Annotated in this window: 16 protein-coding genes; 9 read left to right on the top strand and 7 right to left on the bottom strand. The window is 35.5% G+C overall.

The features are described from left to right. Nucleotides 1-15: 15 nt before the first annotated feature. Both MRBLBA3_RS06335 and MRBLBA3_RS06330 read right to left on the bottom strand, forming a co-directional pair. Nucleotides 16-1,401: a peptide MFS transporter gene (locus MRBLBA3_RS06335; protein WP_000338330.1), complete on the bottom strand. Its 1,386-nt coding sequence runs from the start codon at nt 1,399-1,401 to the stop codon at nt 16-18. Nucleotides 1,402-1,779: 378 nt separating this feature from the next. Beyond that, nucleotides 1,780-2,748, bottom strand: a complete 969-nt coding sequence (locus MRBLBA3_RS06330; RefSeq protein WP_001010245.1) for an ABC transporter substrate-binding protein — start codon at nt 2,746-2,748, stop codon at nt 1,780-1,782. Nucleotides 2,749-2,920: 172 nt separating this feature from the next. Here MRBLBA3_RS06330 and MRBLBA3_RS06325 point away from each other — a divergent pair, with 172 nt between their 5' ends. From MRBLBA3_RS06325 to MRBLBA3_RS06315, 3 genes are read left to right on the top strand one after another with little or no spacing between them, the layout of a single operon-like run. Next, nucleotides 2,921-3,925: a FecCD family ABC transporter permease gene (locus tag MRBLBA3_RS06325; RefSeq protein ID WP_000925212.1), complete on the top strand. Its 1,005-nt coding sequence runs from the start codon at nt 2,921-2,923 to the stop codon at nt 3,923-3,925. Further along, nucleotides 3,922-4,980, top strand: a complete 1,059-nt coding sequence (locus tag MRBLBA3_RS06320) for a FecCD family ABC transporter permease (RefSeq protein ID WP_000760069.1) — start codon at nt 3,922-3,924, stop codon at nt 4,978-4,980. Before MRBLBA3_RS06325 ends, MRBLBA3_RS06320 begins: the two co-directional genes overlap by 4 nt. A 12-nt stretch (nt 4,981-4,992) precedes the next feature. Next, nucleotides 4,993-5,814 (top strand): ABC transporter ATP-binding protein, encoded by an 822-nt coding sequence (locus MRBLBA3_RS06315; RefSeq protein ID WP_363380266.1) that lies wholly within the window; start codon nt 4,993-4,995, stop codon nt 5,812-5,814. A gap of 32 nt (nt 5,815-5,846) precedes the next feature. Here the strand turns inward: MRBLBA3_RS06315 and MRBLBA3_RS06310 are convergent, their stop codons facing one another. Further along, a complete protein-coding gene (locus MRBLBA3_RS06310) occupies nt 5,847-6,578 on the bottom strand; it encodes a class I SAM-dependent DNA methyltransferase (RefSeq protein ID WP_000885940.1) in 732 nt (243 codons plus the stop codon). A 213-nt stretch (nt 6,579-6,791) separates the two neighbouring features. Here MRBLBA3_RS06310 and MRBLBA3_RS06305 point away from each other — a divergent pair, with 213 nt between their 5' ends. The 3 genes from MRBLBA3_RS06305 to MRBLBA3_RS06295 all read left to right on the top strand — a co-directional run bounded on the left by MRBLBA3_RS06305 (nt 6,792) and on the right by MRBLBA3_RS06295 (nt 9,478). Then, nucleotides 6,792-7,982, top strand: a complete 1,191-nt coding sequence (locus MRBLBA3_RS06305) for a glycine C-acetyltransferase (RefSeq protein WP_000095918.1) — start codon at nt 6,792-6,794, stop codon at nt 7,980-7,982. Between the two features lie 44 nt (nt 7,983-8,026). Then, on the top strand, nt 8,027-8,992 hold the full coding sequence (locus MRBLBA3_RS06300) for an L-threonine 3-dehydrogenase (RefSeq protein WP_000723145.1): 966 nt from the start codon (nt 8,027-8,029) through the stop codon (nt 8,990-8,992). Between the two features lie 63 nt (nt 8,993-9,055). Further along, nucleotides 9,056-9,478, top strand: coding sequence for an NUDIX hydrolase (locus tag MRBLBA3_RS06295; protein ID WP_001189968.1), 423 nt, complete (start codon nt 9,056-9,058; stop codon nt 9,476-9,478). 37 nt (nt 9,479-9,515) lie between these two features. On the opposite strand, the gene MRBLBA3_RS06290 is transcribed toward MRBLBA3_RS06295, so the two are convergent. From MRBLBA3_RS06290 to MRBLBA3_RS06280, 3 genes are all read right to left on the bottom strand, one after another. Further along, nucleotides 9,516-11,399, bottom strand: coding sequence for a vWA domain-containing protein (locus MRBLBA3_RS06290; protein WP_044738652.1), 1,884 nt, complete (start codon nt 11,397-11,399; stop codon nt 9,516-9,518). 3 nt (nt 11,400-11,402) lie between these two features. After that, the gene (locus MRBLBA3_RS06285) at nt 11,403-12,296 is read right to left on the bottom strand and encodes an ATP-binding protein (protein WP_000892965.1); all 894 of its coding nucleotides are present in this window, start codon (nt 12,294-12,296) and stop codon (nt 11,403-11,405) included. A 127-nt stretch (nt 12,297-12,423) separates the two neighbouring features. Then, the gene (locus tag MRBLBA3_RS06280; protein ID WP_000743053.1) at nt 12,424-13,953 is read right to left on the bottom strand and encodes a cardiolipin synthase; all 1,530 of its coding nucleotides are present in this window, start codon (nt 13,951-13,953) and stop codon (nt 12,424-12,426) included. Between the two features lie 344 nt (nt 13,954-14,297). Here MRBLBA3_RS06280 and MRBLBA3_RS06275 point away from each other — a divergent pair, with 344 nt between their 5' ends. Then, the gene (locus tag MRBLBA3_RS06275; protein WP_363380259.1) at nt 14,298-14,624 is read left to right on the top strand and encodes a cobalt transporter; all 327 of its coding nucleotides are present in this window, start codon (nt 14,298-14,300) and stop codon (nt 14,622-14,624) included. Between the two features lie 691 nt (nt 14,625-15,315). Beyond that, nucleotides 15,316-17,019 carry a putative bifunctional diguanylate cyclase/phosphodiesterase gene (locus tag MRBLBA3_RS06270; RefSeq protein ID WP_000893341.1) on the top strand — a complete coding sequence of 568 codons (1,704 nt, stop codon included), beginning with the start codon at nt 15,316-15,318 and terminating at the stop codon, nt 17,017-17,019. A 35-nt stretch (nt 17,020-17,054) separates the two neighbouring features. Here MRBLBA3_RS06270 and MRBLBA3_RS06265 read toward each other — a convergent pair whose 3' ends face one another. Beyond that, a complete protein-coding gene (locus tag MRBLBA3_RS06265; RefSeq protein WP_000448436.1) occupies nt 17,055-18,449 on the bottom strand; it encodes an amino acid permease in 1,395 nt (464 codons plus the stop codon). Between the two features lie 449 nt (nt 18,450-18,898). Between MRBLBA3_RS06265 and treR the strand changes: the two genes are divergently transcribed. After that, the gene (gene treR / locus MRBLBA3_RS06260; protein WP_000987248.1) at nt 18,899-19,609 is read left to right on the top strand and encodes a trehalose operon repressor; all 711 of its coding nucleotides are present in this window, start codon (nt 18,899-18,901) and stop codon (nt 19,607-19,609) included. Nucleotides 19,610-19,718: the final 109 nt, after the last annotated feature.

The following is a 19,718-nucleotide window of genomic DNA, read 5'->3' as shown; positions in this document are numbered from 1 at the left end:
AGCGTCTTTTTTGTGTTATTCCATCATACTTGCAACTTTTTTAGAGCAGAGAAGAAGTACAACTCCTAGGACGATAACGATAATACCGATACTTGCAAATACTTCAAGATAACCTAATGATTGTGTAAAGGAAGCAAGTTTACCAGCTAACCAGTTAGCCATACCTGAACCAGCTAGCCATACACCCATTAGTAATGATGCTAATTTAACAGGTGCAATTGCACTTACCATTGATAGACCGATTGGTGATAAGAATAGTTCGCCAATTGTATGGAACATATAAGTGATAACGATGAATAATAAGTTTGCTTTAACAGTTATATCAGCTTCAGTACTTCCAGTTTTTAGAACCGCTAATGTTAAAACAAGGTAACCTATACCTAGTAAAATCATACCAAATGCCATTTTTGTTGGTACTTTTAAATCGCCACGCTTTGATTTAGAAAGTTTTAACCATAGCATAGATACGAATGGTGCAAGTAGTACGATGAATGCTGGATTAACGGATTGGAACCAAGATGTTGGAACTTCCCATCCGAAAATTGTACGATCAACAAATTTATCTGTATAAAGTGTTAAAGAACTACCAGCTTGTTCAAATCCTGCCCAGAAGAATACCACGAAACAAGTTAAAATTACAATTGCCCAAGTGCGATTTTTTTCTTGTTTTGTTAAAGGTTTCTTTTCGGTTGTAGGTTGATTTTTTGTTTTTTTACCAACAACTGTTGTTCCTGCTGTACCAAGGTAGCGAGGAGCTAATAAGTTGAAAACAATTTGTCCAATAATCATACCGATACAAGCTGCTAAGAATCCGTATTTATATCCCATAACCATAACGCCATCAACGCTTGTTTTAAAGAAATCTTCTGCTAAAAATCCACAAATAAGTGGAGCGAAGAAAGCACCTACGTTAATACCCATATAGAAGATAGTAAATGCACTGTCACGACGTGAATCATTTTCGTCATACAATTCACCTAACAGTGTAGAAATATTTGGTTTGAAGAATCCATTACCAATAACTAATAGTACTAATCCAAGGAATAGTCCTGTTTTTGTATTCATGGAGAATAGTACAAAGTTACCAATCGCCATAATAATTCCGCCGAGAGTAATGGCATGACGTCTCGTAATATAATGATCAGTTAGCCATCCGCCTATAATTGGCATGAAATATACTGCCGCTGTAAAAGTACCATATAATTGCACTGCGACTGCCTTATCAAATCCTAATCCGCCACTAACGGCAGCAGTTGTTAAATAAAGAACTAAAAGGCCACGCATTCCATAATAACTAAATCTTTCCCACATTTCTGTTAAGAACAACAAATATAATCCTGGTGGATGTTTTTTTGGTGATTGTTGTTCTCCAGCTTTGTCTAATTTTAAAGCTGCATCCATTTTTGTTTCCCCCTAATCCTGTATAACGGATATTTATGTAATTATTTTAATTCACAAAATATTTAGAAGTCAATAGAATTATATGGAAATAGAAAGAAAATTTCTAGAAAAGTTCTATTTTTCTTCAACCGTTACTGTATTTTGCCCTGAAAACGAGATGATAAGCGTTTTCAAATGTAATAATTGAATTCTAAAAGAAAATAAAATAGTGATTAATCAGAAAATTTAGATTAAAACATTTATTCTGATATAGAGAAAATATATTCTATTTACTTTTATAATATAACATATTGGGAATAAAAATACAAAATGAAATAATGTGACACTTCAGTGAAATGAAAAAACCAGCTCCGTAGAAGGGAGCTGGCTAGAGGTGTATTATTTAACAAAGCGTTTTTCAATGTCATCTAGTAGTAGGTTAGCAGCCATTACACCGCCTGCTGTATTCCAAATAACATCGTCAACTTTGTATGCTTTTTCATTCTTTACTGCATTTAAGTTTTTAAATAGAGGATCATTGATATATTCTTTTTCTAGTTCAGAGCCTTTTTTCTCGTTGCCTTTATCGAATGTGAAGTAGAATAATACATCACCATCCATTGCAGAAATACGCTCTTTAGATACATTGCGTTCTGCGAAATCATCTTTGTTTTGATCTCCAGGACGTTTAAATCCAAGTTCTTTTAAAATAACACCAGAGAATGTATCGCCATGATAAATACGAACATCACCAGGCATAAAGCGTACCATAGAAATTTCTTGATTTACTGTATCACCAAGTTTGCCTTTTAAATCTTCCATACGTTTTCCGTAATCAGCTAAAACTTTTTGACCTTCTTTTTCTTTATTTAAAGCTTTTGCATAAAATTTGAAGTTATCTTTCCATTCACCACGTAATGTTTCCGAGAAAACAGTAGGTGCAATAGCTTTTAATTGCTCATACACTTTTTCGTGGCGCATTTTGTTACCGATAATTAAGTCTGGTTTTAAAGAAGCGATAGTTTCAACGTTAACTTGTCCTTCATCGCCAACAACTTTTACATCTTTCATTTTATCCTTAATATGCGGATACCATGGGTCACCCGTCCAAGACTTTACAGCCCCAACTGGTTTTACACCTAATTCGAGTAAAGCTTCAGTTCCTTCATTAGTTAAAATAACTACACGTTTTGGATTGGCAGGAACTTCTGTTTTACCCATTGCGTGCTCAACCGTAATCATTTCTTTTTTATTATCTTCTTTTGTTGATTCTTCTTTGTTATTTGATTTTCCACAAGCACTTAAAAGAAGTGAAAAAGCTAGTAAAAATACAAATACTGTAAACGATTTCTTTTGCATGAAATTCATTATGTACCCCCTACATGTTGAGAATATTTTTCAATAGCAAGCATGATGTTAAGCCTTTATCTTTGGATTGTCAATATATATTACTGAAAATAGTTCTCATTATCGTTGACAATGAGAATTAAGTTGAAATACACTTACAACGTATCATTATACATTGAAGGGGAAACGCTGCATGTTATTAAAAACAAATCAAGCAAAATGGATTGGATTACTTGTTGGAATCATTGCAGTCGTTATTTGTATTTGGGGAAGCATTATTTTCGGATATACAAATACGAGCTGGAAATTAGCTTTAGATGCTTTTTTCCATTTTAATGGTTCAAATGAGCATATTATTATTCAAAATGTGCGTCTACCAAGGGCGTTAATTGCAGCAAGTGTTGGTGCTAGTTTAGCCATTGCAGGTTGTTTAATGCAAACTTTAACAAAGAATCCGCTTGCTTCTCCAGATTTTATTGGATTAAATTCAGGCGCTGCGTTCTTTATAGTTGTAGCAATTGTACTCTTTTCCGTGACATCATTATCAGCTTTCACATGGATTGCCTTTTTAGGAGCGGCAGTTGCAGCAGTACTTGTATTTGCCTCTAGTTCTTTAGGAAAAGAAGGGACAACGCCACTTAAGTTAACGTTAGCAGGGGTCGCAATTAGTGCGTTATTTTCATCATTAACACAAGGATTACTTGTGTTAAATGAAAAAGCGCTTGAAGAGGTATTATTTTGGCTTGCCGGATCTGTGCAAGGAAGAAAGTTAGAAATTTTACAATCTGTATTCCCATATTTATTAATAGGCTGGATTGCATCTCTTATGATGGCAGGGAAAGTAAATACATTAATGATGGGGGAAGACGTTGCGAAAGGGCTTGGACAACGAACAATTTTAATGAAATCATTCGTACTACTCATTATTGTATTGCTGTCTGGTGGTTCAGTTGCGGTCGCTGGTCCAATTGGATTTATTGGTATTGTTACTCCGTATTTTGCCAGATTCCTTGTTGGAGTAGATCACAGGTGGAGAGTACCGTATAGCGGCTTGTTAGGTGCAATACTATTACTCTTAGCTGATATAGCAGCTAGATATGTCATTATGCCACAAGAAGTACCAGTAGGGGTTATGACAGCATTTATCGGGGCCCCATTCTTTATTTATATTGCACGTAAGAGAGGGCTTAGCAAATGAAGAAGTATATTCCGTTTCGTATAGGAAAAGGTGGGCTCTCGTTTTTAATGTATAAACGAGCTGTTCTAGTCTTACTTAGTTTACTAGTTGTTTTAATAGGATTATTCTTTGCGAGTGCAGGTATGGGAGATATGAAAATTGCTCCTTATGATGTATGGCAAGCGATTACGGGAAATGGCGATGCGATGTCAAATATGGTTGTAAATAAATTTCGTATGCCACGTATTTTAATTGCCATCCTTGTAGGAATCGCACTTGCTGTAGCGGGCTGTATTTTACAAGGGCTTGTTCGAAATCCGCTGGCTTCTCCTGATATCATCGGGATTACGGGCGGGGCAAGTGTTGCAGTTGTACTATTTTTAGCTATATTTAGTGATAAAAATAATGCGCTAACAGTAAGCATTCATTATATGCCATTAGCAGCTTTTGCTGGTGCAACGATTGTAGCGTTATTTGTATATTTATTTGCATGGAGAAATGACGGGTTATCACCGATTAGTCTTGTTTTAATTGGTGTTGGATTCTGGGCGTTAACGAAAGCGGCAACTACTTTATTTATGTTGTTAGCACCAATTTATCAAGCGAGTCAAGCAAATGTATGGATTACAGGTACTGTTTACGGCTCTTCGTGGCAAAACGTTATGGTACTTGCGCCGTGGGTTCTTATTTTAACGGTAATATCATTTATAGCGGCTAGACATTTAAATGCTCAAGAGCTAGGGGATGATATTGCGGTAGGACTGGGTGTTCCTTTAACGAAGTCACGCGTATTTATGTTACTACTTAGTACAGCTTTAATTGGTGGCGCGGTTGCCTTTGCAGGAGGAATTGGATTTGTCGGTTTAATGGCACCTCATATTTCACGAAGACTAGTTGGTTCTTTATATGGTGCATTACTCCCAGTTGCGGCTATTGTCGGTGCAATTTTAGTACTTGCTGCAGATTTAATTGGGCGTACAGTTTTCACGCCACTCGAAATTCCAGCAGGGGTATTTACATCAGCAATTGGTGCACCTTATTTTATTTATTTACTTTATAAAAGTCGGAATTCATAAAGGGAGATGAATATGCAAAAAGCATTGGAGACGAATCGCTTAACGTTGTCTTACGGTGAAACAATCATTATTGATGAGCTGAATTTAGAAATTCCAAAAGGGAAAATTACAATCTTCATCGGTTCTAACGGTTGTGGGAAATCAACTTTATTACGTTCACTAGCTAGATTATTAAAGCCAGCATCCGGTGATATTTTATTAGATAATCAAGCGATTCAAAGTATGCAAACGAAGCAAATTGCTCGCCAAATGGCAATTTTACCGCAAGGACCACAAGCTCCAGAAGGACTTACAGTATTGCAACTTGTAAAGCAAGGACGTTATCCATATCAAACATGGCTGAAGCAATGGTCCGAAAAAGACGAGGAAATGGTACAAAAAGCGCTTGCTGCAACGGGTATGACAGAATTTGCTGAGCGTGATGTTCATGCCCTTTCAGGTGGACAACGTCAACGTGCTTGGATTGCAATGACCCTTGCACAAGATACAGATATTATTTTGCTTGATGAGCCGACTACATATTTAGATATGACTCACCAAATTGAAGTGTTAGATTTATTATTCGAATTAAATGAAACAGAGCAAAGAACGATTGTTATGGTATTGCACGATTTAAATTTGGCATGTCGTTATGCAGACAACATTGTAGCTATTCAAGATAAACAAATATATGCGCAAGGTAAACCAGAAGAAGTTATTGACCAGAAGTTAGTTCGGGATGTATTCCGTATGGAGTGTCAAATAAGCGCTGATCCGTTATTTGGGACACCGCTCTGTATCCCACATGGAAGAGGAAGACGTGTACGTAAAGAGGCTGTTCAGGCGATGAGATAACGAAAAAAGACGATGAGGATTCATCGTCTTTTTTATTTTTGGCAAGAAAATAATAGAAAGAGGGGAATACGTAAACGTCGTTCATATTCTTCTTCATCCTGAAAACAGTTTCGATTTGGTGTAGCTTCTTTTAAGTTTGTAATCGTAAATCCGGCTTGTTGTAATAATGTAAAATATTCTTCCGTAGTCCGATGATATTTAGTAACCTCTTGATCAATCCACGGCTCAACTCGTTTCCCCGTTTTGAAATAATCATCGACGAGCCAGCTAGTTCTTTTACCACTTGTTTGTAAGCTTTCAAACGAAGAGGTAATAACGGGATGTTGAACGCTAAAGGTGAAGGTTCCGTTTGTTTTTAAAGTTTGAAACACATTTTGAAAAATGATATCAAGGTGTTCAATATAATGTAAGGCGAGTCTAGATGTTACTAAATCAAAAGTAGAAGGAGGGTATGTGTAGTCTTTGAGGTTTAAAAAATGAACGGTGCCATTTTTATGTTCTAGTTGTTTTTTAGCTTTTTCATACATAAGATCGGAGCCTTCAATGCCAGTGTAAGAGTGGCAGTCATTTTCTAATAATTCCACACCAAATTTAGCGTCACCACAACCTAAATCGAGAACATTCTTTCCTTGCACATTACCAATGAGCTGAAAGAATACCGGCTTTTCAATCGATTCATTCGGGCTATTTTCGCGGTATCTTCGTTTCATATATTGCTCAAAAAATGCTTCGTTATTATATACATCAGATTCTGTAAACGCCATGTTTGAAGCCTCCCTAAATATTTTTTTCATTCTATCAAATATGAAAAGTAAATAATAGATTTCTTGTAATGAATCGTATATAATCTAAAATTGTAAGCGGTTTCTTTAAACTATTTTTCTATAATAAATTCTGAAAACGTGTTAAGCTAGTAGAGGGATTATTAGAACTATTAAGATAATAATCCGCTTACATGAACGATAGGAGGCTTCACGATGTCTAGTAAAACACTTGCAAACTTTTTAGAAGAAAATTTAGAGGATTTAAAATCAAAGGGGCTTTATAACGTAATTGATCCGCTTGAAAGTCCAAATGGACCGATTATTACAATTGGCGGAAAAGAATATATTAACTTATCTTCAAACAACTATCTTGGATTAGCGACTGATAATCGTTTACAAGAAGCAGCAATTGGTGCGATTCATAAGTACGGTGTTGGAGCAGGAGCTGTTCGTACAATTAACGGTACTTTAGATTTGCATATTAAATTAGAAGAAACAATTGCAAAGTTTAAACATACAGAAGCAGCAATTGCTTACCAATCAGGATTTAATTGTAATATGGCAGCGATTTCAGCTGTTATGGATAAAAATGATGCGATTCTTTCAGATGAATTAAACCATGCATCTATTATTGATGGTAGTCGTCTATCAAGAGCGAAAATCATCGTTTATAAACATTCTGATATGGAAGATTTACGTAAAAAAGCAATCGAGGCAAAAGAATCAGGTCTTTACAATAAATTAATGGTTATTACAGACGGTGTTTTCTCAATGGATGGGGATATTGCAAAATTACCAGAGATTGTTGAAATTGCAGAAGAGCTGGATTTAATGACATATGTAGATGATGCACACGGTTCAGGTGTACTTGGCAAAGGTGCAGGTACTGTAAAACATTTCGGTCTTTCTGATAAAGTTGATTTCCAAATCGGTACATTATCAAAAGCAATTGGGGTAATTGGTGGATATGTAGCTGGGAAACAAAACTTAATCGACTGGTTAAAAGTTCGTTCACGTCCATTCTTATTCTCAACAGCTTTAACACCAGCTGATGCAGCTGCTTGTATGCGATCAATTGAAATTTTAATGGAAAGCACAGAGTTACACGATCGTTTATGGGAAAATGGTCGCTATTTAAAACAAGGGTTAAAAGAACTTGGCTTTAACATTGGAGAAAGTGAGACACCAATTACGCCTTGTATTATTGGTGATGAAGTATTAACACAAGAATTTAGTAAACGTCTAAATGAAGAAGGCGTATACGCAAAATCTATCGTATTCCCAACTGTAGCAAAAGGAATGGGGCGCGTTCGTAATATGCCTACAGCAGCTCATACGAAAGAAATGTTAGATGAAGCAATTCGTAAGTATGAAAAAGTAGGGAAAGAAATGGGCATCATTTAAGTAAAGACATCTTTTGAATAGCTTGCAAATGAGGAGTGGGGAAAATGAAAAAAATTCTAGTAACCGGTTCTTTAGGGCAAATTGGTTCTGAACTAGTAATGAAACTTCGTGATGTATACGGTGCATCGAACGTTATTGCAACTGATATTCGTGAAACAGATAGTGAAGTAGTAACGTCTGGTCCATTTGAAACGTTAGATGTAACAGATGGACAAAAACTACATGATATCGCAAAGCGTAATGAAGTAGATACAATTATTCATTTAGCAGCTTTACTTTCAGCAACAGCAGAAAAAAATCCGTTATTTGCTTGGAATTTAAATATGGGTGGACTTGTAAATGCATTAGAAGCAGCTCGTGAATTAAACTGTAAGTTCTTCACGCCAAGTTCTATCGGTGCATTCGGTCCATCAACGCCAAAAGATAATACGCCACAAGATACAATTCAGCGTCCTACTACGATGTACGGGGTAAACAAAGTAGCAGGAGAATTACTATGTGATTATTATCATCAAAAATTTGGCGTTGATACGCGCGGTGTACGTTTCCCTGGTTTAATTTCTTACGTAGCTCCCCCAGGAGGCGGAACAACTGACTATGCAGTTGAAATTTATTATGAGGCGATTAAAAAAGGCACATACACCTCATACATTGCAGAAGGAACATACATGGATATGATGTATATGCCAGATGCTTTACAAGCGATCATTTCATTAATGGAAGCTGATCCAAGTAAACTTGTGCATAGAAATGCGTTCAACATTACAGCAATGAGCTTCGGGCCAGAGCAAATCGCAGCATCAATTCGTAAACACATTCCGAACTTTACAATGGATTACGCTGTAGATCCTGCTCGTCAAACAATCGCGGATAGCTGGCCAAACTCTATTGATGCGACAGCAGCAATGAAAGAGTGGGGCTTTAAAGCAGAATACGATTTAGACAAAATGACAACTGATATGTTGGCTAAGTTAAAAAAAAAGCTTGCAGCTGAGTTAGTAATGAATTAATAGGAAGAGCCGATTCTTAGGAATTGGCTCTTCATTCTTTTTGAGAGGGGAGAAAAGAGCAACATGCAAAGAGTTGATGTCGTATATGCACTAATACACGATAGCGAAACAGATAAAATATTAATGGTACATAATATAGAACAAAACGTTTGGTCACTGCCGGGTGGGGCTGTTGAAAAAGGAGAAACGTTAGAGCAAGCACTAGTAAGAGAAGTGAAAGAAGAGACAGGTTTAACTGCTATAGCAGGTGGACTTGTTGCAATAAATGAGAAATTTTTTGAAGAGAAGGGACATCATGCATTATTGTTTACATTCCGAGCAAATGTTGTAACAGGTGAACTTGGTGCAGAAGATGAAGAAGAAATTTCCGCAATCGAGTGGGTGGATCGGACAATCGCAAATGAACGATTCCCATTCTATGATGGGGGATTTGAAGCATTGTTAGAAGTAGCCATTCCATATAAATTTCAACCAGAAACAAAGTGAGTGAACGAAAAAACAGGAGCCACAAGGCTCCTGTTTTCTATTCAATCGTCTTCAGTAATAGTTTCTTCAATAATGGTTTAATCTTCAGGCGTAAATCTTCGGCGTGATTTGCAACTAAGAAATGATGGTTATAAATGTTCTTCATTAATTGATAAGTTGCTTCTTTCGCTTCGCCTTCTTCGATGAAGATTCCGATTACTTCCATACCACTTTTACGAGCAAGTTTGACAGCTTCATGCGTATCTAAAATACCGTCTTGTTGATAGTCTAGCGCAGAAGGCTCACCGTCTGTAAAGACAAGTAAGAATTTATGTTTTTCTGGTCTTTTTGCAAGCTTTTCAGAAACGATACGAATAATATATCCGTCGCGGTTATCTTCTTCTTCGCGAAGCTGCATAATTTCTGGACCAACGTTTGGTAACGTTGAGTTTTTATACGTTACAACTTCATGGATAACGTTTGGCTTATCTTCAGGCTTAGCACTAGAAGCATCTTCCCAAAATCCGCTAATAGCGTGCGGGATTTTTAAAGATTTCAACGCTTCATGGAATAGGACCACACTCTTTTTCGTTTCTTCCATTTTGTTATACATAGAACCAGAGCAGTCCACTAGTAGCTGGAATGCTACGTCAAGTTCTTGTGATTCTTGTCCTTTTTTATAAAACATGCGCGGCTGCTTTTCAGTATAAATACGAAGGAATTTCTTACGAAGTCTTCCATAATATTTATCACTATTTGCATTCGTTTTATTTTCAATCGTTTTTTCGATAATTTTCTTTAATTCTTTTACATCTTTATTAACGACTGATTTGATAGCTTGGTAATCTTTTTTCTCATCGGTATTTGCTTTGCGAGCTTCTTTAAATGTATGAGAAGCACCTACATTATACTTACCGTATGCACCCTCGTTTTGGCTAGAAGCGTGTGAAGCTCTTGCTTCTTCTGTATCAGCGCCATCAAAGTTGGATTGTGTACTCTTTTGAGAAGTACCTTGTACAGAACCAAGTGCTTGGTCGCCATCTTCGGATTCACGAGCGGTATCACCCATCATATTTGTTTTTGTTCCGCTTTCTAAATCAAAGCGTAAAAAGTTCTCGTTTTCATTGTTTTTATTTTCACGGTGCCATGTCGAGAAGCTTTCATCCATTTTGTTTTTGTTATCATCGTCATCTATGATTTGTGTATCATCATTTGCTAATTTTTCAGCGCGACTGTCTTTCTCATCTGCAATCACAGATAAATAAAGCGGTGCATGTCCGAAATAATTATTAAGCATATCACTTTCAAGAAGTCCTTCTAAACGATAGCGAATTTTCTCAACGATATACATAATGTCTTCTGTATTACGAGCTTGGAATGTTTCATGCAAAATTGCTTCAATTTGCTCGAAGTATTCATTATTAAACATTTCATATTTATCGCTCGTTAATGAAAGATAGCATAGACAAAATAGACGATCACCGTGATAGTTACGAACACGGTTTATTTCATTTTGTGAGCCAAAGTAATTGCGGTACATTTCTTTTCGGCGTTTAAAAATATGCTTTGTGCCAGGTCGTAAATTTTTGACGATTTCCTCAACACGTAAATCTTCTAATAGAACAAATAATTGTGTTAAAAACTTTTTTAGAGGCGATTCTTGTAATTCAATCGCATAAGAACGAATTAAAGTCATGTCCGAGTAATGTTTATTACCAAGTGCTTTCAAAAACACTTCGCTTTTTAATCCGATTACTGTATCCTCTTCTTTTCGATCATCCCAAAAGTGACTAATGACAACCTTTTTTTCAATTTCGTCGTAGTATGCTTTATAGCCATACTCAAGATAGGCATCGTCTTCTTTTAGAAGAGCATACATTAAGTTTTCCATTTGTAGAAACAGCGACGCATCAATTTTTTTGTCACTAAAAATTTGTCTCATGAATTATCCCTCAAAGAAATAACTTTCTGCTAATTCACGGACAGTCATTTGTTCTGTTTCATCGTTTAATTTTGCGATAATACTACGTTCAATTGCACGCATAACAGGAATATATACCCCTAAATCACATGCATCGATAATGCCACGAATACTAGCCGCTTCTTCACTTACGCGCCCATCACGAGCTAAAGGCATAAGATCGCTTGCAAATGCAACGAACTTTTCAATTGTTGCAACATCATTTAATTTTGATTCAGATAGTAATAGCTCTTTTAATGTATCACCTTGAATGTAAGGAACTTCAATAATAACGAAACGGTTTTTTAATGCTTCGTTTAGTTCACTTGTACCAACGTAACCTTCGTTAATCGCAGCAATTACGCGATATTCGTCATCACCGTATACAACTTCTTGTGTAAATGGGTTTGTAATCATTTTACGGTAATCTAACGCACCGTGAAGAAGTGGTAACGTTTCAGGTTTTGCCATATTGATTTCATCAATATATAGGAAATGACCGTTCTTCATTGCTTTCATAAGAGGACCGTTAACGAACGTAACTTCAGATGCTCCGTCTTTCGTTTGTAATGTGTTGTATCCTAAAATACCTTCCACATCTAAATCGACAGAACAGTTAATGCTATGCATTGGTTTTTGGAATAAAGAAGAAAGAGTTTCCGCTAGTACCGTTTTACCACTACCAGTTGGTCCTTTTAATAGAATGTTTTTACCAAGTAAAAGTGCTGTAATGGCATCTTCGATAATGCTGTTATCAGATGCTTTATATATTTTCTTTCCAATTAAATGTGCATTTTCACCAGCTTCTTGTTTATTCTTTTCGTGAATTGTAGAAAGCTGCTGTTTTAAATCAGCGTGTATATGAAATTGTTCTAACATGTATTTCCCACCTAACATTATTTTCATAAAGTAATACATCTTATGATAACGTGTTTTAATATGGTATGCAAAGAAAAGGAGAGGGGGGAAATGCAAAAGAAAAAGCAATCAATAGTATATTGATTGCTTATAGTAAAGGAGAAATGAGTCGCATGAGAGACTCTAATATTCGTTTTTTGATACTTCTTTTTTGGAACGAATTCCACTTAATTTCAGTGGAATGCTTAAAGTCTTCTTCAAAATCACGTTTAATATCATGAACGGTTTCTGATTCATAAAGTACACTAATAATTTCATAATTTAATTCAAAGCTACGTACATCCATATTTGCTGTTCCAATTGTCGCTATTTTATCATCAACGAGTACAACTTTCGCATGCATAAAACCATCTTTATAACTGTAAATGGAAGCACCAGCTTTTAAAAGTGGAGTGAAATAGGATTGAGATGCTTGATCACTAATAATACTATCACTTTTACCTGGATATAAAATGCGTACATCTATGCCGGAAATTGCACTTAAGCGTAATAATGTTAAAGTTTCTTGATCTGGAATAAAGTATGGTGTAGCGATCCAAATAGATTTTTTAGCAGATCCCATAATAGCTAGTAATGTATTACGAATACTTTTATCATCTGAGCTTGGTCCACTTGCTACAATTTGAACAGCACCTTCTGCATCCGAAATTTCTTTACCTGGGAAGTATTGTTTATTCATAAATTGGTCCCAAGAATAGTTATTTAATCCACTAGAGGCATAGAGCCAATCTTCTAGAAAGATTGCTTGTAATTTATATAATGCTTTTCCTTCTATTTTTAAATGACTGTCTCGCCAAACGGGGAATTTTTTTGAACGGCCAAGATACTCATCACCGACGTTGAGTCCCCCGGTAAAACCAATTTCTCCATCTACAATAACGATTTTTCGATGGTTACGATAATTGACCGTTTCAAGTAACCAAGCTGAAAAAATAGGGTCAAATTCTACAATTTCAATTCCAGATTCTTTCATAGGCTGTAAAAAGCGTCTTCTTAACGTGTTACTTCCGAGTCCATCATAAAGGAAGCGTACAATAACACCGTCTTTTGCCTTCTTTATTAAAGCATCCCGAACTTTTGTACCAATCTCATCAGATTTATAAATATAGTATTGAATATGTATATGGTGTTTTGCATGCTCAATAGCTTGCAGAATTTCTGAAAATGTTTGATCACCGTTTGTTAAAAGTTTTGTGGTCGTTCTATCTGCGGCAGGACCGCCTCCAAATTTTTGTACGACTTCTGTTAAATGTACGGAACGTTCATGTAAAGGAACTGTGAGTGACAATTCTAGTCGTCGTCCTTCTAAAATTTCACGGAATAATTTTCTTTGTTCTTCTGAGCGGTGGAGATGTTTTTTTCTTCTCCAACGGCTACGCCCAAAAATAGAGTATAAAAGCACACCGACAACAGGAAGAAGTGCTAATACTAAAAACCATGCTAAGGTGCTTTGCGGGGATCTATTTTCGATAAAAATAACGAATGAAATTCCTACGATTGTAATAGACCATAGGACACCCACAAATGTATATAGCGAAATAACCGATGTATTTAAAAGGAAAAGAACGATAGATACAATTGTAAATACTAATAATAATTGAACGATAGGCTTCTTCATTTCTATAAAATTCCTCTAATCTTTCTTAAATATAGACTTCTTATATAAAAGGTGTAATCCGACATTCCTATTATAAAGCGTTTTGTTTTTTTTACAAAATATAGACATTTTCCCCATGCTTTCCGCATTTGTCCTACATACAGTATATTGTTACGTTTTTATCCCACTATTTGCTGGTTAATGATCAGTGTAGGAGGGACAAAAACCTTGCCTCTTATATAGGAAAGGGAATGAGGTTTCTTTCCTGGATTTGTAGCAGGTGTATTATGAAGCCCAGGATATGGTTATCCATATTATGCGGATTCTTCTTATTAAGGTGAGAAAATGGAAAGGAGAGGGGAATAATGAATTATATAGAAAATAACGGATTGTATTATCGTCATAATCATGGAGGGCACCATCATAATGGCGGACATAATCACCATGGTGGACATAATCACCATGGTGGACACAATCATTATGATCATCATCATCACGGTGGTGGATGGGGCTGGGGTGGCGGCTCGTGGGGCGGTGGATTTTTCCCAGGAAGTTTTGCTGGAGGCGTGTTAGGTGGGCTTACAGCTGGCGCATTAACGGGTGCAGCAGGTGGAGGTTACTATCCAGCACCGTACCCAGTAACATATCCAGCACCATACCAGGGTTATCAGCAAATACCATATCAGTATTAGACTAAAAAAGAGGATATCCTCTTTTTTAGTCTAATACTATATTTATAAAATACTTCCAAAATTAAGGTGGAAATATGTTAATATTTTATTATTGTAATTCAGTATATTAAATGCAAATTTTGATTTTATCCCGCTATTTGTGGGCAGTAAAACTCCCACCTCAAAATTCAGCTGGAGCAAAGAAGTTAGGTGGAGGCCCTGCTTCCCGTAAACGCCCGATTGGTGAAGGCTAATAATCAGTGGATGATGAACAAAAAACCACTGATTAAAGTTTCACTTTATATTATTATTTGTGAATAGTTGCATTTTATATTTTAAGCTCTATTTCATTATGTATCGGCAGTTGGATTTACATCTTAACATTTCATAAAATAAAAGAGATTAGGTGTGAGGTCACATTAATAGGGAGTAGAGGCTAATATTGGTGGAATTGTCACTTTAAAAATTAAAAAAATGTAAGAGAATACGGTATAATACGTTTAGATAAATAGAGAGATGAGAAGCTTCTACTATCATTAAAATAGCACCATATTGCTTTTTTTTATAAATAATATTATGTTATTTTAATCGGCCTATTTAGAAAAAATTTGTGATTTATGTAAAGGCATATTGTTAGAAAATGAAATGTCTCTATTTCTATGAAGAGAAACGAGTTGTGTTTTAGTCAGATAGGAAGCAAGGAGAGATGCGCATGCTAGAACAAAGAGGTCATGCATTATATGACTCTTCATTGCAAGATTTAAAATTAGCATTAGATGAGTCTTCAATTGTTGCTATTACAGACCGAAATGGTCGTATTACATATGTGAATGATAAATTTTGTGAAATCTCAAAATATAAAAGAGAAGAGTTAATAGGAAAAGATCACCGTATTTTAAATTCTGGATATCATCCGAAAGCATTTTTTCAAATTTTATGGAAGCGTATTTTGAGTGGGAAAGTTTGGACGGGAGAAATTCGAAATCAAGCAAAAGATGGTACGTATTATTGGGTTAAAACAACAATTGTTCCATTTTTAAATGAAAAGGGAGAACCCTATCAATTTATTGCAATTCGAAATGATATAAGTAGTAGGAAAGAAGCAGAACAAAGATTACGATTAAGCGAAAGTCGTTATAGGGAACTTGCTTATCACGATGCGTTAACAAGTTTACCAAATCGTTTACAGTTAATTACGACTGTAAATAAGATGATTGCAGAGAAAATAGAGTTTGGCATGATTTACTTTGATTTAGATCGTTTTAAATTAGTGAATGATACGTTAGGTCATATGCTAGGAGATTTACTTTTAAGTGAAGTCGCCTCACGCTTGCATTATGTGCTAGGAGAGAAAGATGTTCTGGCTAGGCTGGGTGGCGATGAATTTGTGTTGTTAACAAAAACTCATACACAAGATGAGATGCGGCAGTTAGCGACATCGGTATTGTCATGTTTTCAGGCACCATTTATGCTTGAAGGTCATGAAGTATATATTTCAGCTAGTCTAGGACTTTGTTCCTATCCGCAAGATGGAAAAGACGTTGAAACATTATTGAAAAATTCGGATTTAGCCATGTATAGTGCGAAAGAGCAAGGAAGAAATGCGGCGTGCTTCTTTACAGATGAATTACGTGCGAAAATAAACCGTAGAATGAAAATAGAATTTGCTTTGCAAAAAGCAATTCGTGACGAAGAATTAAAAGTGGCATTACAGCCCATTATTGATTTGAAAACAATGAAATGTACTGGTATTGAGGCTTTAGTACGTTGTAATACAGAAGAAGGTCCTATTTCACCAAGTGAATTTATACCTGTAGCTGAAGAGTGTGGACTTATTATAAAACTAGGAGACTGGGTACTAGAAAAATCATGCCGACTGTTTAAAACTTTACCAGAGCGTCAAGAGGGACTGAAGTTATCTGTTAATTTATCAATACAACAATTGATGCAAAAGCAATTTATTTTATCCGTTCGTAGTATATTGAAGCGAACAGGATTTCCACCAAGTCGTTTAATATTAGAAATAACAGAAAGTATAGCTGTACGTCATTTTGATTATATTATTGCTACATTACAAGAATTAAGAAGTATGGGGATTTTAATCGCCTTAGACGATTTCGGAACAGGATATTCCTCATTATATTATTTAAAAAAACTCCCACTTGATATTGTAAAAATTGATCGTAATTTTATTCGTGAGTTTCATTATGATCATGCACAACCTGAGCGAACGATTGTAAAATCGGTTATTGAGATTGCCCATAGTTTAAATTTATTAGTGGTTGCTGAAGGGGTAGAAACGGTAGAACAAGAAAGTTTATTACAATCAATGGGTTGTGACTTTGTACAAGGTTTTTATTATGCGAAACCGTTAGATGTAGGTGAGCTAAAAGGAAAGTTATTAACTGATTTTTAATAAAAAAAGAGAAGCGGAAAGCTTCTCTTTTTTTATTATTTTTTTTGTGAATCTTTCATTAAAATTGGATAAAGAATAAGGCCTAATACAAACAACCCAATTCCTAAGAAGAACGTTTTTAAATCAGCAGTTCCTGTTTTGATAACCCAAATGGAATATAAAAATGCTAGTGCAGTAATGATACCATCTTTTATTCGAGATCCAGGCATTATATCATACGTTTCCCCCGTAATAACTAATTTTAATTGATACAAGGTAGAAACAAGATATGGGATTAAATATGCTAATGTCGCTACAACAATAGCGAAATTATATGCTTCGGAAACAGTACCAGAAATCGTTGAAAATAAGAAAATTTGTGTCATTACATTTGTAATAAGTAATGATTTTGAAGGGCTTCCTTTTTTATTTGTTTTTCCGAAAAACTTAGGGAAAAGCCCATTTTTTGCTGCTTGGTAAGGTACTTCTGAGCTAACAACGATCCATCCTACAGTAGAGCCGAATAAAGATACGAGTGCAAGTAAGGCCATTATATAAGCGCCTTTACTACCAATTGCTAAATTTAATGCATCTACTAATGGCTTTTGAGATTCTTTTAAAACATCTTGCGGAAGAGCGCCCATTGTTAGTAGAGTAATTGCCATGTAAATAAGAAGAGCAATAATTAATCCGAAAATCGTTGCTTTTTTAACATCACGCTGAGATTTTGCACGATTAGAAAGCATAACTGCTGACTCAATACCGATGAACGCCCAAAGTGTTGCAATAGCCGCTGAATTTATTTGTCCGCCTAATGAAATGGCTTGTCCAGATTCATTCATAAATGTTTGACCATCCCCGAAATTAGAGGCATTGAAAATGAATAGTGTGATTACAATAAACATTGTAAATCCGATGATTTTTGCAATAGTAGCAAGAAGGTTCATATTTCCTGCTCTATCAATATTTTGAGAAAGAATATATTGAATTCCCCATAACATAAGGCTACATACGAGGAAAGTTAACCCTTTTCCAAGTTCTAGTGAAAATCCGTTTGTTGAAAAGAGAATTTGCTTACTTTGTAAAACTGGAAAGAATGTTGATAAATATCCAGCAAAGGAAATAATAACAGATGCTGTAGCAGCCCAGTTAGCAGCCCAATATCCCCATGCCATACTATATCCTGCAACCTTACCTGCCTTTTGGGATGTAAACATTGCTTGGGCATAACTTTGTGGTCCGGCTTTTAATTCTGGTTTTCGAATTGCTAAATTTCCAAATACGAGTGCAATCATAAATACACCAAGACCTGTAATACTCCATGCAAGTGTAGAACCCATTGGACCTGATACGTGTGCTAAATTTGCTGGGAGCATAAATACGCCACCGCCAACCATATTCCCGATAACAAAAGCTGTTAAAACCCACAATCCCCATTTTTTCGTTTCCATTTTTGTTAACTCCTTTGTAGTAAGTTTTGCTTAAACATCATTTTTTACTAGCTTTTTGGCAATAAAAAAAGAGCCATGTAGATAAAAAATACCTACATGGCTCTTCGCCTAACGTAGGTACAACGGGAATAACCCTTGTACCTACGCGTAATTTTTCCGCTAGGTTTCAAGGGTTACGTATGATGATGATGTTTTTGTGCAAATGTAACTACAATTGTTGTATAAGTAAGCATAGTTCTTTGCTCCCTTTCTCCTCTGATTTTGAAGTTAGTATACTACATGTTTTTTTGAATGAAAAGAAAAATATAAATTTTTTTATAAAAATACGTATCATTGGTTAAATATTTACCTATATTTTTCTTGTACTGGAAAATAAGTGATAGATTGGCAGAAGAGTGTAGCGTGGTATAATACATATAGAATTAGAAGGTGACAAGGGGCTATTGTAGATGATGAGTAAGTATGAACAAATTTATACAGAAATCAGTAAGTCTATTGATAATAAACAATTAAAAGAGGGATGCAAAATCCCATCAGAAACTGAATTGATGAGGCAGTATGAAGCAAGCCGAGGCACTGTAAGAAAAGCGGTAGATTTATTGCAAGAGCGTGGATATGTTCAGAAAATACATGGAAAAGGTGTTTTTGTTTTAAAGCGAAAAAACATTGAGTTTAATTTTGGCGGTATAGTAAGTTTTCAAGAAGAAAATGAGCGTTTAGGACGCCATTGTATTACAGAAGTCGTGGAAATAGAGAAAGTAAAAGCGACAAAAGAGGTAGCAAAGTTATTAAACGTGAAAGAAAAAACGGAAATAGATCATATTAAGCGTGTACGAAATATTGATGGAGAAAAAGTAATTTTGGATATCAATCATTTTGTATCGGAATATATTCCTGGATTAACGAGTGAAATTGCGGCGGAGTCCATTTATAAATACATTGAGAAAGAACTAGGTCTTCATATTAGTTACTCACAGAGGGTAATTGAAGTGCAACCATGTACAGAGGACGATAGAAAGTATTTAGATTTAAATGGAACAGACTATGTTGTCGTTGTGAAAAACTTTACACATTTTTATGATGGAAGTCAGTTCGAATATACAGAATCACGCCACCGCTTAGATATTTTTCATTTTTCAGATGTGGCGCGGAGGAAGTAAAGAGATGGAACAAAATATTGTTTCATCTCTTTTTTTATAAAAAAATCACCAACTCGTATATACGAGTGTTGACTAACTTATATATACGAGTTAATATGTAAGTGTAAAC

Source organism: Bacillus sp. LBA3-1-1.1 (assembly GCF_040676495.1).
Taxonomy (GTDB): Bacteria; Bacillota; Bacilli; order Bacillales; family Bacillaceae_G; genus Bacillus_A; species Bacillus_A nitratireducens.
The sequence above is the reverse complement of the archived record's forward strand: the minus strand, read 5'-3'. Positions and strand labels throughout refer to the sequence as shown.

What these genes read in the sequence shown, in the direction of transcription:
- MRBLBA3_RS06335 (WP_000338330.1), bottom strand. Translation starts at nt 1,401, where the DNA reads ATGGATGCAGCTTTAAAATTAGACAAAGCTGGAGAACAACAATCACCA.
- MRBLBA3_RS06330 (WP_001010245.1), bottom strand. Translation starts at nt 2,748, where the DNA reads ATGAATTTCATGCAAAAGAAATCGTTTACAGTATTTGTATTTTTACTA.
- MRBLBA3_RS06325 (WP_000925212.1), top strand. Translation starts at nt 2,921, where the DNA reads ATGTTATTAAAAACAAATCAAGCAAAATGGATTGGATTACTTGTTGGA.
- MRBLBA3_RS06320 (WP_000760069.1), top strand. Translation starts at nt 3,922, where the DNA reads ATGAAGAAGTATATTCCGTTTCGTATAGGAAAAGGTGGGCTCTCGTTT.
- MRBLBA3_RS06315 (WP_363380266.1), top strand. Translation starts at nt 4,993, where the DNA reads ATGCAAAAAGCATTGGAGACGAATCGCTTAACGTTGTCTTACGGTGAA.
- MRBLBA3_RS06310 (WP_000885940.1), bottom strand. Translation starts at nt 6,578, where the DNA reads ATGGCGTTTACAGAATCTGATGTATATAATAACGAAGCATTTTTTGAG.
- MRBLBA3_RS06305 (WP_000095918.1), top strand. Translation starts at nt 6,792, where the DNA reads ATGTCTAGTAAAACACTTGCAAACTTTTTAGAAGAAAATTTAGAGGAT.
- MRBLBA3_RS06300 (WP_000723145.1), top strand. Translation starts at nt 8,027, where the DNA reads ATGAAAAAAATTCTAGTAACCGGTTCTTTAGGGCAAATTGGTTCTGAA.
- MRBLBA3_RS06295 (WP_001189968.1), top strand. Translation starts at nt 9,056, where the DNA reads ATGCAAAGAGTTGATGTCGTATATGCACTAATACACGATAGCGAAACA.
- MRBLBA3_RS06290 (WP_044738652.1), bottom strand. Translation starts at nt 11,399, where the DNA reads ATGAGACAAATTTTTAGTGACAAAAAAATTGATGCGTCGCTGTTTCTA.
- MRBLBA3_RS06285 (WP_000892965.1), bottom strand. Translation starts at nt 12,296, where the DNA reads ATGTTAGAACAATTTCATATACACGCTGATTTAAAACAGCAGCTTTCT.
- MRBLBA3_RS06280 (WP_000743053.1), bottom strand. Translation starts at nt 13,953, where the DNA reads ATGAAGAAGCCTATCGTTCAATTATTATTAGTATTTACAATTGTATCT.
- MRBLBA3_RS06275 (WP_363380259.1), top strand. Translation starts at nt 14,298, where the DNA reads ATGAATTATATAGAAAATAACGGATTGTATTATCGTCATAATCATGGA.
- MRBLBA3_RS06270 (WP_000893341.1), top strand. Translation starts at nt 15,316, where the DNA reads ATGCTAGAACAAAGAGGTCATGCATTATATGACTCTTCATTGCAAGAT.
- MRBLBA3_RS06265 (WP_000448436.1), bottom strand. Translation starts at nt 18,449, where the DNA reads ATGGAAACGAAAAAATGGGGATTGTGGGTTTTAACAGCTTTTGTTATC.
- treR (WP_000987248.1), top strand. Translation starts at nt 18,899, where the DNA reads ATGATGAGTAAGTATGAACAAATTTATACAGAAATCAGTAAGTCTATT.